The sequence below is a fragment of the Aliikangiella sp. G2MR2-5 genome (assembly GCF_015687155.1).
Taxonomy (GTDB): Bacteria; Pseudomonadota; Gammaproteobacteria; order Enterobacterales; family Kangiellaceae; genus Aliikangiella.
Window position 1 is genome coordinate 274902 of the sequence record NZ_JADPQF010000003.1, and the last position, 17714, is coordinate 292615.

Annotated in this window: 7 protein-coding genes; 5 read left to right on the forward strand and 2 right to left on the reverse strand. The window is 41.1% G+C overall.

Annotated features, from left to right (window positions below):
• Positions 1–25 precede the first annotated feature (25 nt).
• On the reverse strand, positions 26–1030 hold the full coding sequence (locus tag IYN84_RS11645) for a nucleoid-associated protein (RefSeq protein ID WP_196139384.1): 1005 nt from the start codon (positions 1028–1030) through the stop codon (positions 26–28).
• A 353-nt stretch (positions 1031–1383) separates the two neighbouring features.
• On the opposite strand from IYN84_RS11645, the gene IYN84_RS11650 reads away from it, so the two are divergent.
• From IYN84_RS11650 to IYN84_RS11660, 3 genes are all read left to right on the forward strand, one after another.
• Positions 1384–3300: a TonB-dependent receptor gene (locus IYN84_RS11650; protein WP_196139385.1), complete on the forward strand. Its 1917-nt coding sequence runs from the start codon at positions 1384–1386 to the stop codon at positions 3298–3300.
• A gap of 141 nt (positions 3301–3441) precedes the next feature.
• Positions 3442–6159, forward strand: coding sequence for an Ig-like domain-containing protein (locus IYN84_RS11655; RefSeq protein WP_196139386.1), 2718 nt, complete (start codon positions 3442–3444; stop codon positions 6157–6159).
• Positions 6156–6707 carry a hypothetical protein gene (locus IYN84_RS11660; RefSeq protein ID WP_196139387.1) on the forward strand — a complete coding sequence of 184 codons (552 nt, stop codon included), beginning with the start codon at positions 6156–6158 and terminating at the stop codon, positions 6705–6707. The genes IYN84_RS11655 and IYN84_RS11660 overlap by 4 nt, the downstream gene beginning before the upstream one ends.
• A 343-nt stretch (positions 6708–7050) precedes the next feature.
• On the opposite strand, the gene IYN84_RS11665 is transcribed toward IYN84_RS11660, so the two are convergent.
• Positions 7051–8541 carry an amidohydrolase family protein gene (locus IYN84_RS11665; protein ID WP_196139388.1) on the reverse strand — a complete coding sequence of 497 codons (1491 nt, stop codon included), beginning with the start codon at positions 8539–8541 and terminating at the stop codon, positions 7051–7053.
• Positions 8542–8737: 196 nt separating this feature from the next.
• Between IYN84_RS11665 and IYN84_RS11670 the strand changes: the two genes are divergently transcribed.
• Both IYN84_RS11670 and IYN84_RS11675 read left to right on the forward strand, forming a co-directional pair.
• Positions 8738–10975, forward strand: a complete 2238-nt coding sequence (locus tag IYN84_RS11670; RefSeq protein WP_196139389.1) for a winged helix-turn-helix domain-containing protein — start codon at positions 8738–8740, stop codon at positions 10973–10975.
• Between the two features lie 250 nt (positions 10976–11225).
• The gene (locus IYN84_RS11675) at positions 11226–17552 is read left to right on the forward strand and encodes an RHS repeat-associated core domain-containing protein (protein WP_196139390.1); all 6327 of its coding nucleotides are present in this window, start codon (positions 11226–11228) and stop codon (positions 17550–17552) included.
• Positions 17553–17714 lie beyond the last annotated feature (162 nt).

The window sequence follows — 17714 nt, forward strand, 5'->3', positions numbered from 1 at the left end:
AAAAGTTTAAATTCTCAGAATTTTATTAAGCTTTTTCAAGATACTTCGCTAGCTGTTGTCTTAGTGACTTTGGTACCTCTTTGAGTATGAGCTCTCCAGTATCAGGGTTATAAACAACGTTTTCTCCTACCATATCTGAAGAGAAGCTGATACTGAGATCTTTTTCTCTGCCGTAAAAACGTACAAATTTTTTGATGCTGTTTCTATGGGTATAAATTTCTTCCTTCGGATCTTCCATTTTCTGACTAACGAAGTTAGAAAAATGCTCAGGGTTGGCGGAATTTAGCTCTTCAGATAAATTCCTGACATTGATGGGGCTGCCTTGCATATCCTGTTCTACACAATAATCGACAATCTTATTTTTGTAGGTCTTACTCTCTTCAGGAGAAAGTGATTTAGAGTACTCTTCAACAACTTCCAGAAATTCGTTGGTTTGTTGTTGTAGATTGACACTGGAAACAAAACCACAAAACTGTAAAAAAGCTTGCGCAATTTCTTTACTTCCGCGACTGGTAATTACCGACAGATACTGTTGCCAGTTTTCAACCTGCCACTGGTTAAAGTCAAGCTTCAGAACATAGTTCATCTTACCACTGTCAACAAACTCGATATGGTCAATCTCCATTTCTGAGTCGATATATTGTCCTTCGCTATGTGTGACCCAGAAAATATAAAGCTGTTTTTCTTCTAGAAGTTCTTCAACAACATAAAGAATGTGTGCACTGAATCCTTCACTGATTTCTTCAAGTTTGGACTTAAGATGTTCGGAGAGCTTTTGCGCTACGCTTGTAAATCCCATTGACTCAGACTCCAGCTGTTTTAGCCAGCCAGGAAGCGGGTTGTCTCCTTGTTCAGGATCAAACAGACCATATTGTCGGGTAGCGCTACGTTGAAAGCTTTGTTTTAACTGGGTGAAGAGAGAAACAATAGGTCCTTCCGGTGTGTTTTCATTGTCCCGGATGGTAAGTTGGACATCACCAGACTCAACAGTGCGCTTTAATGAATGGATAATACAGTGTTTGATTGACATTTTTTCTTAGTTTTCAAATAGATGTTATTAAAAACGAGTGACGCACAGTGGCCTCTCACAAAATAGGTCGGATATTTTATAGTATTTGCGTCCTGCTCGCGATATCTGTGGATCGACGGTGTATGAGCTGAGCACTGTTGATATTCTCGTTTGCTCCCGCTAACCCATGGAATTTACTGAATATTCTACAAAAAATAAGTGAATATTAACAAAACTCACAATGTTACCAATTGATACTTTTATTCTGATTTCCCATCAGGTAATTTTAGGACCCGCTTTATCTGATGTGTGCTCCCAATGGTATTTTAGCCTCGGAGCTGGTTTTTCTCAGTTGTCTATGAGTTATGAAGTCTATGTGTAAAAAAACAGTTATTCATTCGAAAGTAGTTTTCTTGCTAGCTACGATTCTGAGTTTTACTGTTCATGCTCAAGGAGAAAGCGGGGCTGAACAGGCAACATCTGACCTTATGCCGGATTCGGCAGCTCCAGTTGTCGTTGTAACCGGTACCAGACATGAAAAAGATGATGCGCTGATCAATGATTTTGTGAGCATTGATGAAGTTGCCAAAGCACCAAACTCGGTTGTGAAGCTTTTGGATAATCAGCCAGGGTTGGCGGCCAATGGTCAGCCTGGCCTATTTCAAACAATCAATATTCGTGGACTTGCCAGACAAAGAGTCCAAGCCTATATCAGTGGAATGCGAATAACTTCAGAGCGTCGAGCAGGCATTGCCGCTTCTTTTGTTGATCCGGCCTTGTTGTCCGGAGCAGAAGTAACCCAGGGACCGGCATCAACCTATTATGGGAGCGGGGCGATTGCGGGTACGATACATCTTCAGACTCGTCAGGAAGATCGCCCCTGGATGATGCTCGGATATCATGCTGATGGGAATGAATGGGTTACTGCGGGGGGGACTGGCGACGACACCTATTCGATAAATCTGGCCTATCGAACCAGAGACAATGGTGAAACAGTTACAGGTACTCCGAAAAATAACCAGTTTTCACAACATTCACTAAATTTTGTTCGTCATTTTGAGTTGGGTAACTACAACCTTGACTGGCAGGTAATTGAAAGCCAGGGCAGAGATATTGGTAAAGATAATCTGCGCTTTCCGGAAAGCAGAATTACCTCCTATCCGGAAGAAAATCATTTACTGTCACAGTTGACTCTCAGTAGTGACGCAAGCTGGTTTGCTCGACTTTATTTTCATGATCAGGATTTAGTCACCCAGGATATTCGACCTGAAAATAGAATTAATCGAGTAACAACTAACTCGCTTGATATAGGTTTCAGTCTGGAAGACAGTTGGCAGCAAGGAGACTGGAAAGGAATTTATGGCGTTGAATACTTTGGACGGCGAGGTGTGGATAGTGTTGAAGAAGAAATCGATATTGCTACGCGAGCAAGCCAAAGTTATTGGGCGCTTGAAAGCGGTGAGGAAAATGAATCTGCATTATTCGCCACGATTAACCGGGAGTTTAATAGCTGGTCTTTTCATAGTGGTATCCGAATTAATTACTTGTCTCAAAAGAGTGACATTTCAGAAAGTTTAAGTGATAGTTATACAACTTATTTCTCGACGCTAAAGAAACAGTTGGGAGACTGGGAACTTGGTGTTAGTTACGGAACAGGATTTAGATTTGCAACAGTTTCGGAGCGGCTTTTTAATGGAACGACTGCGCGAGGGCAAGTCCTGGGAAATCCGGATTTATTACCGGAAGAGTCTGAATCTTTGGATCTTAGTGTCAGCTATGCAGGGGAATCATTAAAGTTCGAAGCTCACGGTTTTAATACCGATATTGAAAACTTCATCGAACGAATCAGCATTGACGATGATACCAGGACTTTCAGAAACATTACTGACGGTAAAATTTCAGGTTGGCAGTATAAATCTGAATATATTGCCTCTAACTCTATTTCATTGGTTTTGGCTGGACAGGGAATAAGTGGTCATGATGCCGATGGCAACTGGCTAGCGGATATTCCGGCTGAAAGAAACTCTTTATCACTACTATATCAACCAGACAACTGGATAACGCAGCTTAGCTATGTCAAACGCTCCGCAAAATCCAAGGCTGGTGACGGAGAGGTTCCCTTAGACGCAGCAGATATTATTGATTTTAAACTCGGTTATCGAATCAACCCGGACTGGCGAATACAGTTTGTTATTGAAAACCTTTTGGACGAAGCATACTTTAGTTCTGCCGACGATCTGGCTACTCAGGCTACCGGTAGAAACTTTGGTTTAAGTATTTTTTATCGATAGTCGATAGTTTATATAGTAAAAAATCAATATTTTAATTTAACATTCAAGCATTATCGAGTTGAAATTAATAAGAGAATTGCTGATTATTAGTTCCGGCTTTTTGCTACTTTATACTAATTTAAAATGGGAATGGAATAATCGATGAAAGTTAATGGAAATCGTTTTTTATCTTTGCCTCTGGTGATAGGTTTGTCATCAATTGTCGCCTGTGGTGGTGGAGGCGGCTCATCTAACCAGCCTCCAACAGTTTCTTCAACCTCGCCAGACTCTATAGAAGAACGAACCCAGGCGACGCTATCTGTGAGCGCTACAGATTCTGATGGCTCTATTACGAGCTATCAATGGGAGCAGCAATCGGGACCCAATGTGTCTGTTGACGGCGCAACATCACAGTTAACATTTATCGCACCAGAGGTGAATGCAGATACCGAAATTAGTTTCCTGGTTACGGTAACCGACAATCTGGGGGCTACGGCTTCTACGACTGTTACTTCAACGATTGTTGATGTTAACCGTACACCGTCAGCAGTTGATAGCACTGTTGCCGTGGAGTTTAATTCCAGCGTTGAATTTTCTCTTGATAACACTGATCCCGATGGTGATGAAGTTAGCATCGATGTTATCCAGGCTCCTGCATCTGGAACGCTAGAGTTGCTGAATGAAGCAACTCATACTTATCGATTTACTCCGGAGAGTGACTCGATAGTTAGTGAGTCGTTATCATACCAGGCCAGTGATGGAGAATTAACTTCTACAGCAATCATTACATTGGATATGGTAGATACGACTGCACCTGTCTTGCAGTCAGTTTCTCCGGTTAATGAGAGCGAAAGAGTTTCTGTAAACACTAGCTTGACACTGACATTTGATGATTTCGTTGAACCGAGTACTTTTGAAAATGTTGGGCCGGAATGTTCTGGAGGGATCCAGGTATCACATGATAATTTTACAACATGTGAATATGTTGCTTTGGTAACGCCAGATGAGCCTTCAAGAAGCATTGAAATTAGTTTTGCTGAAATGCTGGAGCATGAGAAAGAGTATCAGGTAAAAATATCAACGGGTGCTCAAAATTTCCATGGCACAGGCGCGGTAGAAAGTATCGTTTCTTCGTTCACAACAGAATATTCTGATCTCAGAATTACTGAAGTGTCTACTTCTTACTATGCTGATGATAATCGCTGGATTGAGGTTTTTAATGGAACCTCCAGTGCAATTGATTTGGCTAACTATGTTATTCGAGCTGACTCTATCGATCTGGACGCATGTTGTAATGCAGCTGGTATTGCTGACTTTAGCTTACCTGAAAAGCTGATTCAGCCAGGACAATTTATTGTATTACAAGGCCGAACTGGCAATGGCTACTGGCAGTCTTCAGTTGAGCAATCTGATCAACTAGTCTTGGTGGGGGCGACAGAAAATAATATTCGACCACTATGGTATGCTACAGGTTTTGTGGAGCTACTCAATGCAGCCGGGGATAAGACAGTCGACTTTGTCAGGTTTGGTGATAGTAACCAGATACCTGTTTCGGCTGAGCACTGGGTGGTTGATGAGACGTCTATAAGTTCCGAACAGGTGTTAGGTAAGAGTCTTGTCAGAGACCTCTACCATAATGATACTAATTCCACTGCTGACTGGAGACTTGCCAGTTTTATTACCCCTGCCGGAATCAATGATATCTTCTGTGATGTGGATGCTGATGAGGATGGAATTCCTGATTGCGCAGAGCAGGAAGGTGGCAGTTTTGCCGGACTTCCTCTATATGATTGGGGCGCGCGTGCGGGCGTAAAAGATATTTTTATCGAAGTCGATTATATGGAAAGTAATGATGAAGGTATTCGTCCACAGCGTGAAGCATTGCAAAAGGTTGTAGACAGTTTTGCCGCTAAAGGTTTTGCTGTACATTTTGATGCAGGAGACTTATTCCACAACGCCGAGGGAATTTCTCATGATGATTTTGATCTGGGCGGAGGTAATCAGATTACTTACTATGCGCAAACAACATTTCAATCATTACCCAACTCGCCAAGTATACTCGATCACAAAATAGTCAATTCAGACCTACGTCGAAAGCCTGTTTTTCACTATATGTTGATGGCAAACAGCCAAAATGAAGATGGATCCGGAGGCTCTTCCGGGGTGGCAGAAATTAATGGTAATGATCTGATTATTTCGATTGGAAACTGGGGACTTAATCGTGGTGATGAGATCAACACCAATATGACCATTAACTTCCAGGCCTCAACTATCATGCATGAGCTGGGCCATAACTTAAGTCTTCGTCACGGTGGTTTTGAAAATACAAACTACAAGCCCAACTATTTAAGTGTGATGAATTATCTTTATCAGTTATATGGATTGCCTTCCATTGGTAATCGAGAAGGCGACAGATACTATCGAGTTTTCTTCCGCGATAATTTGAACTGCAATTTAGAAGGGAATGAGCTGGTCAACGGGTTTATGGGATCTCCAGAGAATTTCGCAATGGACTATTCTGATGGTTCAGGTAGTTCAATCAATGAAAACTCAGTCGCAGAAAATCTGGGCCTGAGACGTAGTGGTTCTACCTCCGTTGATTTTGACTGTAATGGTGTTCTTGATGAGACGCTTGTTAATCAGGATATAAATGGCAACTCTATCGATACTGATACATTACTGGACTCTGATGATTGGAGTCAGGTTGACCTACAGTTCAGTAAGCAATGGAATGGCTCTGTGAGTGGAAGCGAGAATGATAAGACTCCTCAGTCAAACAGAACCAGCAATGTGATGAACAATGATAGTCAGCCTGTTATTGAGGAAACATCACCTCCTGCCTCCCTGTTTGAAGCCATTAAGAGTAAATCTGTAAAATGATAAAACCACTTTTTATTACTGGTTTTGTTTTGTTGACTTTAGCGGGCTGTCAACCTGGTGTTGATAGCCCGCAAGAAGACATGCAAATGGAACAGAAGTCTGTAAATCAATGGCAAATCATTAATGGTGAGGTCAAGCTTAACAATGTTCCATTGAGTTGGGATTCGAATAAAGTACCTGGCTGTGAAGCGTGTAGAATTGAAACAAGAACCGAGTTTCATCCATCAGGGCCAGTTAGTAATAAGCTTTTATTTGAAAATGATAAATTCAGAGCGATTCAAGGAACTGCTCACTTACCTTGGCTGACTAGTTTCAGAAATGGCAAGCCTGTAAAAATTAATATGCTATTCGAAAAGGAAAAAAAGAAGCTTTGGCTTAAAATCGAAAGCGAGCTGGTTGAATTAAGTTCTCACTCAAAAATTTCTTTTTCATTTAAGAGTAATGACTATCAGTTGTGGGTAAGTCGCTTAATTTTTTCCGATTCTGATTTAAAAGTCGTTCCAGAAAAAAATGACTTTAAATTAGAGTATCTGTTAGTTCAAAATTAGTTACGTTCATTAAATAAGGGCCAGAATTCTGGCCTTTATTCTTACTTTATTTTTTATATCCACCCAAAAAGTATTCGCTATCAATCGCAAGATTGACGTGAGACTTTCGTTTTTAGCCTGATTGTTAGTTTGAAAATTTTATATTCCAGAAATAACAGGTTATTTCGTTATGAGAAGTATGGCAAGGCTTGATTATTGATTGCATTTTGCCACTTCTGTACCGAGTACGATAAAACGACAGAATAATTCAATCGTTGTGATGGATAGAGCCGGGTATTGGACGCCGCAGTGTTCTATCTGTGCGGCGCCTTCAATCTAGCTGGTCTTCGTTCTACGCCCCCGACTATTGTGGATTAATCGCCAATGCGCTTCTTGAAATATTTTCTCCTCCTAAAATGACACTGTCTATCGAGTTATAAGCCTCTACTGTTTCAAGCGGATTCTGATTAAGAATTAGGAGGTTGGCCTTTTTTCCAGGTAGAACCGTTCCATATCGTTTTTCCAAACCAAAAGCCTTTGCATTATTAAGTGTCGCAGCTTGTAGAATTTTTTTCAGGCTGACTCCGGATTTGGCCATATGCAGGATCTCCTGATAGGTTGATAGTCCTGGTTGCTGGGCAAAAGTTGGAGAAGAAGGAGTATCACTAGCAATCACAAGAGGATGGTCTTTCTTGTCAAGGTAGCGGACTATCTCCTCTCCTTGTTTGATATTAATATCCTGCCTTCGGTGAATTTTTTCTTTCGATAAACCCTCAAAACCTTCAATCATTTCACGTGCAAACCATTGCCCTTCCTCACTGGCATACCATTCCAAAGTCTCCCTGTCGACTACTTTTTTTATCAAAGGTTGCTCAAGTCCCGCCGGTATTGTTACGCCTTTTAGCCCATCCATTACGCCAAAGGTTGCTTGGTAGGTGATACCTTTGTCGATAATTTCCTTCGCCATATTCTTGATTTGTGCAGGAAGGCTATCGACCCCATCCTGCTCATTCCAGTTCCACATTCCATGAGCAATAATATCTACTCCTGCTTCTATCGCAAGCTGTTGCATATCAATGGCATTGGCGTGGGCTACCATCAATAAATCATATTGATTCGCTGCCTCACGAACTCTTTTAAGAGTATCGAGGTTAATTGATGGCCAGGAACTATCAGCGCCAAAACCATTTTCGATAAATACCTTGACGCAAACTGCATCGCTAGAAGCTATTTTCTTTAGCTGTGCTTCAGGAGTATGTTTTGAAAGGTCTACACCCAATGGTGCTTGCTCTCCCTGAATTGGTTGATAGAGGAACTCTTTAAATTCATTTATTCGCTTATCTTTATCAACAAAAATTGTGGGATAGCCGTGCAATATCGGTAGTGCCTGACATCGAAAAATATCCGGTCTGATCCTGAAATCCATAAATCTAGCGTAAGCGTCACTTGATTGCGCCAGGTCGACTATCTGAGTAACACCAAAGTACAGGTAGTTTCTGGGTTGACGTTCTTCAAACCTGGCTTGAAGACGCTTCATTTTCGGACTGTCTTTTTGAGCAAAGTCGAGACCAGGCATATTAGATATATGAACATGCGAATCCATCAGGCCGGGGATCAAAAACTTTCCGGAACCATCAATTATCGTGCTTTCAGGCGATGCTTTTAGCGGCGAATTTGACAGTTCGATGATTGTGTCATCTCTGATCCGAACTGAGGCACTCATTAACGGTTCAGCACGTTCCGGTGAAATCAGGGTGATATTTTTTATTAGCAGCTCTTTGGCCTGGAGAGCGGGAATACAGTGAAACATAATAATCGAGAGAAGCAGAATAGTTTTGGCAAGTGTTTTAATCATTAAAGTTACCTTCGGTTTAACCTGAGAGCTGTCTATTTTTACTCGTTGTGCTGTGAAAAGACTTATTGTGAGTCTGAAAAAAATCTAAAATTTTTCTGAATCATTATAAAATCAATAAGATAGATAAAATTGTTGTCGGGGATTTGTTAATATTCAGATATCGGCTTTTTATTGTTAGACAACTGTGGATTTTAATTTGTCAAAACCATATCCTGTCAAAATTGGTGAGTGGATCGTTAACCCCGAACTCAACCTGCTAGTCAGAGGCAGTGAAGAAGTGGTTCTCGTACCCAGAGTAATGCAACTGCTACTTTGCCTGGTAGAGCATGCTCCTGGGCCAGTGAGTCAGGATAAGCTATTTGCTGAACTTTGGCCCGGGCAAGTTGTTTCAGATGCCTCTCTCTATCAGGCGGTCGCACAGCTGAGAAAAGCGCTGGGTGACACTGGAAAGCAGAAGACCTATATCGAAAGAGTATCGGGGAAGGGATATCGTCTAGTCATGCCAGTAAAGCCTGGCGAGAGAAGCTTTACTGCCAGCAGCTCCAGGCAACTCCCATCAGCCAATAGCGATCACCGAGGTTTGGGCAAATTGACTGCTGTTTCAGTCGTAATCATCGCATTAGGTCTGTTGGCAGCAATTTGGGGAAAGGGGTTATTGGGTCCCAGCCTCAAGAGTGATACTGAAAAGGTTCAACAGTCAGGGCAGATAAAAGAAAAAATAGACAATGTCATTGCACAGATAGACTCTGTTGCGCTCATTCGCCTGGAGCTACAATTTATAACGGATGAATACAGTCCTTTGGCGGCTTTTAATGATTTATTGCTAACCCAGTTAGGTTATATCGAGAAATTAAAGGTTATCAGTCTGGATGAGGTTGTCGATGACATCAATGTTGATGCCTACCTGACCGGACGTTTGGCTAAAGAAGGCTCCAATATTCGAGTGTATTTACGACTAGAAGATCGCAACAGTCGCCAGGTTATCTGGGCAAAGCTCTTCACTGGCAAAGAAAGTACCTTGTTTGAGTTGCAAGATGAAGTTATGCAAAGTTTGCAACTCCTGTTTGATAAAAGACAGCAGGTTACTTTTTCAAAAAATACGATTCCGGCTAAGGTATTTGAACAATATTTGATGGCCAGATATCTATGGGAAAAGCGAACAGAGGACGCTTTATTGCAAGCCAGAAGCATACTGGAAGGCTTGAAGGCCAAAAATAAGTTGTTTCCGTTGGCCGCGGTAGCCTTATGTGAAACTTATCATTATCTTTACATTTATTCTGACTGGGACTTTTCAAGAGTTAGTGCTGAGTGTCAGCCGTTACTGGAAATGGCGTTAACTTCGAAGCCAGATCTGGGGCAGGCTTTGGCAGCAAAAGGTCTCCTGTCTACAAGCTCACAGAAATATTCACAAGCCCTGGTCTACTTTGAGCGTGCGATCGCCCTTTCTCCTAACTATGCTCTGGGGTATTTGTGGTACGGCAATCTATTGCGCTCGCTTGGACAATACAAAAAAGCATTAACAATGTCGAAGAAGGCTTTCGAATTGGCGCCAATGTCTCCCGTGATTAATCGCAGTTTGGCCTATTCACTTCTAAATTTACGAGACTTTAAACAGGCAAAATATTACTACGAGCGAGCTTTAACTTTAGAACCTGATTATATCCATCGACCGATTGGTGATCTGGATTTCTTTCCATTAACGGTCGATAGCGCTAAAGCTTTTCTGGTTTGGGCCAGGGGCAATTCAAAAGTATTTGAAAGGAATTCGGTTTACCGGTTAAACCTGGCTCAAGTATGGATTGCACTTGGAGAGTTGGAAAAAGCAGAAAAAATAATTCAAGAGTTTGAAGTAACTCGTTTAAATCCAGGGTTTACTCAGTATGTAAAGGCTAGTTTACAAATTGCACGAGAAAATTTAGGCGAGGCGGTTGAAACTTTTGAGCACCGACTTGAGTTAACCGGTGAAAACGAGCGAGTATTTGTTCCTTACGTTCAAGCTTTAGCCTTTGTTGGAAAGTATCCCGATTCACTTAAAACCTTTTTGGACTGGTTCCCGGAATTTAACGATAATGGGGTAGCCATTTCTGAAAGAAATTTTTACCACGCGATGCTTTTTATCAAGTTGGTTCAGGCGAACAAGATGGTTAAAGGTACCGAGAAACTGGCGAGTCAGATTGATTTGGTGGTTGAAAAACTGAGTTTTCCTGTCTCCATGGCCACAGCTGAATGGCTTGTATTTCGTGGACAGAAAGATAGAGCTCGTTCCATGATCTCTGAAATGATGCAACAAGGCTGGTTGCCGGACACCAATGCAGAGCCATTTGCATTGGTAAGAATGCGTCAGCTCCACATTGATAGTGGTTTTACTCTTCCAGAATTTGAGCAGCGACTGGAGAAAAACAGACTGCAGGTTTTATCTTTTCCAGAAGACTAGAGGCGGCTGTTTAGACCGCCACTATCACCCTGATAGCTTCCGGTAGCAGCCGTTCTCTAAGGCTAAGTCAAAAATCTTAGTTTTCTTTTATCAAACATCATTGTGATGAGTAGTATTTTGGATTTTGAATAGTTTTTTTTATCCCTCAATATGCAGCTTCGTCACAATTCATTTGTAGCCATTAAATGTTTCTTGAGAAGGTCTGTAGGCTAAACAGTCTATCTTAAAACCAACTTAAGGATCTGATGTTATGATTGGATATAAAAAGCGGTGTAATAAAGATGATAGGGTGAGGATAAACTCACCTAGTAACAAATTACACTCAAGATTATTGCTAACTATTGCAGCCGGTATTACTAGTTTTACGCTACAAGCACAACTCCCCGCCGGTCTCGAAGGTGGGGCGGGTGGCTCTATGTCGCAAGAGCAAAGGACTGCCAAGTCCAATATGCAAGTTGGCAGTAGTGGAGCTGTTTCGTTTAGTCTTCCATTAGGTGGTGGTCAATCCGTTTCTTATTCGTCTAGTGGCGGCTGGCATGCAGGTTCAGCTCCTGGTGTTATTGGGCGTTCAGGGAAGTTTGGTCAACCCAAATATAACGATTCAGATATCTTTACATTAAACGGCCAGGAAATGGCGTGTAAAGCTGGAGATTGTGGTAAGGATGGGGTGTACCACTTAAAAAATGAGTCTTTTCAAAAAATAGAATATATTGACGATGGTGGCAACGGCTACTGGAAAATCAGAAATAAAGATGGCAGTTTTAGTGAATATGGGGTGAACACCAACACTCATGTTAACAGTGTCGCTACGCCTGATACTGCGCCAGCCCCTCGTCAATGGATGTTATCTTACACCTACAATCCAGCTAACGGTCAAGAAACAAAATATTATTATGACCAGGAAGAATTCAGTAATGAAGTGACACTGCTCAGAGTCACTTCGAAAAATATTGCCTCCAGTCTTAATGCTTCGTGTACAGATTTTTTCTATTGGGAAATGCCGCCTCAAACGCAATCATTTTCTTATCGAGATGGGTATTTAAGTGGAAATAAACGATATCTGAGAGAGGTTGTTAATAAAGTAGACTGCTCAGAATCAACGGGATATCGAACCTCCAGAGTTAGACTACACTGGGAGACATCTCCTAAAACCAAGCAGCACCGCATAACACAAATAAATACTTATGGTGCAACTGATAGCGATGCAAGCAATCCTTACAAATTTACTTACTACGATCTTAATGAGGGCTTTACGCAACCTTATGATCTTGGAAAGCCCAACTCTGCTAACAATGACGCGACTACTGAATACTCTGACCAAGTGACTAAAGCTGAATTAATCGACATGAACGGTGACGGACTGCCCGACAGAGTGCGTAAAAATGATTCTGAGGATAGCTTTAAGATTTGGCTCAATGAAGGTAATAGCTTTGCTTCTTCGTATCAGGCTTGGGATCAGGTTTTATATGCCGATGATGGTATTCGAGAAGGAGAACTTGAGGGCTCATACGGAACACTCTCTTATACCGATCTTATCGATATGAATGGCGACGGCATTTTAGATCGAGTTCGTAAAAACCATGAAGATGGAGAGGGAAGAAGCCAGCACTTTAATATCCACTTTGGTAATGGCTCAGGCTTTGAGCAAGACCCCGTGATATGGGACGATCCTGACCAAGGAGATGGAACCCATGGATTTGTAGAGGGATACAGTTTAAGAAGTTCCAGCAATACCGGCACTATCGTTGATATGGTTGATATGAATGGTGACGGGTTACCTGACAGGGTTTACATGGGCTCATCGACAAACTCAGACATGTTTGAGTTAGATTATATAAAGTATAACGATACAGGTGACGATGGAAATGAAAAAGATGCCAGAGATACCAACATATTCGTTGCGCTTAATACGGGAAATGGATTTACCAATCCGATGGATTGGGGGGATCTGAATATACAAGCTCATGCTAAAGGCTGGATAAGTACCTCAAAGAACCTTCGTCATACAGAAGGCAAAGAAACCATAACTGACCTAATTGATATGAACGGGGACGGATTACCCGACTGGGTGTTATCTTCTTCACGAGGCTATGCAGATGATGATCCTGATACGCGTGATCCCCATGGGTTTTATGTTTGGTACAACAACGGCAGCGGCTTTGAAGCGCCCGTTATGCTCGGTGGCAAAAACGAAGAAATATCTACCGATGGAAAAGAGTTTGCTGTTGCTTTAGATAAATACAATATCCGTAGTACAGAAAATGACCGAACAATTGCAGATTTGATGGATATGAACGGTGATGGTTTGCCGGATCGTGTTTTTAAATCTAATCAAACGGATACAGGCTATACCTTAGGCAGTATGCTGGTGCGTTATGGTGTGGTAGGTAATGCTTTTGATGCTGACGAGCATTTGTTAGCAAAATCCGATGGCAGTAATATTGATGACGCTGCGCTTCGTTTTAATGATGGCTCCAACTCTGTTTATGCTTTTCATGATATGAACGGCGACAGCTTAATTGATCGAGTAGGTAAAAGCCCTGAAGGCGTTTTTGTTGTCCATTTAAATAGTGCTTACCCTTCTGAGACCATGCTACACACGGTTACTAACCCCAACGGAGGAAAAACTACTTATCGGTATCAACCGTTAGATTTGGGACCTGTAAGCAACAATAGTGACTTTGGCAATAAACAATGGGTAGTTTTAGATAAGGTTACCGATGATGGCGTTGGCAATAGTGGCCGTTCAGAAGCTGAGCGTACAACACGCTACAAATTTTTCGGCGCAAAGTATGACCGAGAATCTCGTCGCCACCAGGGCTTTGCAAAAATGATGACGACAGCACCAACAGGTGATGTCACTGAAACTCACTACTTACAAACAGAAGGTTTAGAGGGAAGACCCTGGAAAGTCATTACGCGCAGGAACGGCCAAAATGGACTTATTTATGGATATAAAAAATATACATATACCAGCTATCATAACGATACTGATAATTATGCTAACGGGATCAGCCAACCTCGCCTATATCCTTTTTCAAGTTTGTCGGTAGATACTACTGCTTACTTATTGGAAAACGAAGTTGATTATCTAATCAACGGCAATACAAACTCTGAAATTGACAGCAATGGAGACGGTATACTTGACGCACCTGCAGGTAATAGCAACAACTACCGTGTTAAACGTGTTACTCATGAGTTTGATAATTACGGAAATGAAATTGTTGTAACTGACCATGGTTTTGTCAATAGTGCAGACCCTATGATTGAAAAGGGAATGGATGATGTAACCACCACTACCTCCTTTGTTATTAGTGTTAATGGTACAGATGCTTATCAATGGTTAATGAAACCTAATCAAATTGATATCAAGCAAAAGAATGGCAATGGCGCTTACTACACGGAAAGAACGGCTAAAAAAATCTGGTATGTCGACGGCAGTTTCAGCTCGCCAGGAACTCATATAGTTAAGGTATGGAGTTATGCTAGTAGCGCAACCGATGATTACATAGAAGAAAAGTTTAGCTATAACACAGGGGAAGGTGAAAATCAGCTTTTAGCTTCTAAAACTGATGGTAATGGACATATAACTACCTATAACTATGGTCATACAACACAAAAGCACCTGGTTACTTCCGTGAACTATCCATCCGTCCACGACAATATTAGCCACTCAACTTCGACCAGTTATGATGACTATTTAAGAAAGCATATTGATAGTGATTTTAATAGCAGAAATACAACTTACACTTATGATGGATTTGGTCGTTTAAGTACTGTAACCAACGCAAGAAATGTGATGTCAAATAGTTATACTTACGTTGATTATGCAAGTGCTAGTAGTCCAGCCTACACGGAAGAAGTTCGCTTTAAAGACAGTGCTCACTCTGGCTATAAGAGTCGAGTTTATGTCGATGGCTTTGGTCAAACGATTCAAGAGAAAAAAGAAATTTCAGGTTCAGAGTATCGAACAGTGAATTACTGGAACTATATTGATGACAATAAAAATGTGAAAGAATCCAGTGCAACATTCACTTCGCCTAATTTTAGTTTCTCCCGCGGCGCAACTCCAATGTCAAAACGTCCTACAATAAGCCCTCATATTGGTTCTCGTACAGAGTTCTTTCTTTCTGATGGTCAGGATGATTATGGTTTAGGCCGTATAACCAAAACTACCTCTCCAAGTGGCAACGAAACTTACTCTATCGACAGGATATTTGAGGTAGTCAATATTGATGCCAACGAGCATGTGAAACAAAATTTTATTGATGAAGTTGGGCTAACAATTTATCACAGGGAATACACAGGTAAATTTCCTTCACACCAGGTTTATTCATCTACATCAATTACCACCACTTTTAACAAAGTGACTTTAACTGACCATATGGGAAATATCTCGACATCAGTTAAAGACTGGCTTGGGCGTAAAATACGAAGCAATGATATGGATCGTGGTCAATGGTTTTATCAATATGACAACAATGGCAACCAAACTCATGTCACTGATGCGCTAGGTGATACAACGGTAATGTCCTACGATGTGTTAAACAGAGTAGTGACCAAATCTTACGATGATGGTGGTGAAATAAGATATTATTATGATGGTGATTATAATGGTGATGGTGTGATCGATCTGGAGAACCAAAAAGGTCGACTTAACCATGTCTCAGATCTCAGTGGTGATACCTATATCGGCTATGACCCATTAGGCTATAAACGCTGGGAATCAAAAAGAATTAATGGAATTTCAATAAGTCAGCAAACTCAATACAGATATAACTCAGCAGGTGAACTGACAAGAATGCAGATCCCAACTCTTAGTTCAAACTGGATCGACTTTGGTTATAACCAAGGCGGCGAGTTAATTCAGGTTGGCGATGTAGTCACCGATATTGAATATAACAATCGCGGTAATCTGGACAAAATACACTTTCCAGGTAGTTATCAAAATTATGACTATTATGGTTACACAAATGATCATCGTCTGCGTCGTATTGATAGCAAAAAGACGGATAATTCTCCGCTTTATGGCTACGAATATACCTATGATAATGTGGGGAATATTTTGAATATTACTGCAACCAAAGCTGGAACCGGACAGCCAAACTTAAATCGTGCATATACTTACGATGAAATGAATCGTGTAAAAGCACAAACCAATGGAAGTTACTACGGCGTAGGAACTGAAAACTTTCAATACAACGAAATTGGTAACATCACTGTTAAAAATAGTATTAGTTACAAGTATCCTGATGCAGGTGACGCTCATCCTCACGGACTAACTCGGTTTGGAAACCGTACCTACGGTTACAATGACAATGGTGATATCACCAACTACAACGGCACGACAGTCACTTATAATAAAGCTCATCAAGTTGAAAGTGTGGGAGACGAGAGTTACTTATATGACTATACTGGCCGCCGGGTTAAAAAAAACAAGAACGGAAATTCCACATACTATTATAGTAAATATCACGAGAAACGCGACGATGCTGACATTGTTTATTATTACGCATTGGGGCGAAAAATCGCACAAAGAAATTTCAAATATGGTGGAACACCACGCTTTTATCATAGCGATCATTTAAGCAGCACTAGCGCCATATTTGATAGTGATGGTGACGAAATTCAATTTAGCGCTTACTCCACTTTTGGTACGACTGTTCATGAGTCAGGAGTAAAATCCACTAGTTATCAGTATACCGGTAAAGAGCAGGATAGTACTGGGCTGTATTATTATGGTGCTCGTTACTATGATCCTGCCATTGGGCGGTTTATTCAGGCGGATAGTCTTTATGATCCTGGGGCTGGGATACAAGGCGTTAATCGATATAGTTATGTTGCGAATAATCCTGTTAAGTTTAATGATCCTACTGGGCATTCATTAGCTGAAGGAGCTAAAAATTCTGGAGAAGTAGATGATGCCAAACCTAAAAAACAAGACTCTCCTCCACCTTGTACGAAAGGAAATTGCCCACCATTAAACCCTAACATTGACTATTCTCCTGGGAGCGGTCTTACATTCCATCTTTATACGCCAAAGACGTATCATATCATCCCTAAGACAAAATACCCTCACCCTATGTCTGCGTATCCAAGCGATGCTCCGACAATGTACTCTGTAGGAACAGCAAAACTCTCAGCAACAGTAGACTCTGAAGGGCTTCATGTGGGTCCTGATTTATCTCTCGACTTTACAATATATAACCCTCTTGAAGGTGGAAAATTTGAACAAACTACAGGCTTCATTTTGGGCGGCGCTACATTTACAATAGATATTGATGAGAATGGAATAAGCTGGGATATTGGAGTTACTGGCCCAGCAACAGAAATAAAGCTAGCTCATAATGAATCAAAAAACGCTATTGGTATAGCTGTTGGATCAGGATTTAAATTTAGTGGTACCATTGGTGATTTAACACAGCTACCGCAAATGCTGGAGGATGTTAGCACTACAGTAAATGCGAATATGGAATACATTGAAGCTAGAAAAGAGCACAATTTGCAACATCGTAACGACAAAGACTGGAGTATTTATCGGTTTTATAACTTACCTTCCTCCGGTGTGTTCTATTAGACAATTAATGACTATCAGCTAAATTAGCAAATTTAGCTGATAGGTAATGCTACCCAATCTAAACAAAAAGTATTTAACTGTCACTCAAACTAACAACTCATCACATAATTATTGATATACACCTCTTTTTGCTGCAATTTTGATTCGCCCCTACGGCATAAA

Coding starts and splice junctions, on each gene's coding strand:
- IYN84_RS11655 (WP_196139386.1), top strand. CDS start 3,442: ATGAAAGTTAATGGAAATCGTTTTTTATCTTTGCCTCTGGTGATAGGT.
- IYN84_RS11650 (WP_196139385.1), top strand. CDS start 1,384: ATGTGTAAAAAAACAGTTATTCATTCGAAAGTAGTTTTCTTGCTAGCT.
- IYN84_RS11675 (WP_196139390.1), top strand. CDS start 11,226: ATGATTGGATATAAAAAGCGGTGTAATAAAGATGATAGGGTGAGGATA.
- IYN84_RS11645 (WP_196139384.1), bottom strand. CDS start 1,030: ATGTCAATCAAACACTGTATTATCCATTCATTAAAGCGCACTGTTGAG.
- IYN84_RS11665 (WP_196139388.1), bottom strand. CDS start 8,541: ATGATTAAAACACTTGCCAAAACTATTCTGCTTCTCTCGATTATTATG.
- IYN84_RS11660 (WP_196139387.1), top strand. CDS start 6,156: ATGATAAAACCACTTTTTATTACTGGTTTTGTTTTGTTGACTTTAGCG.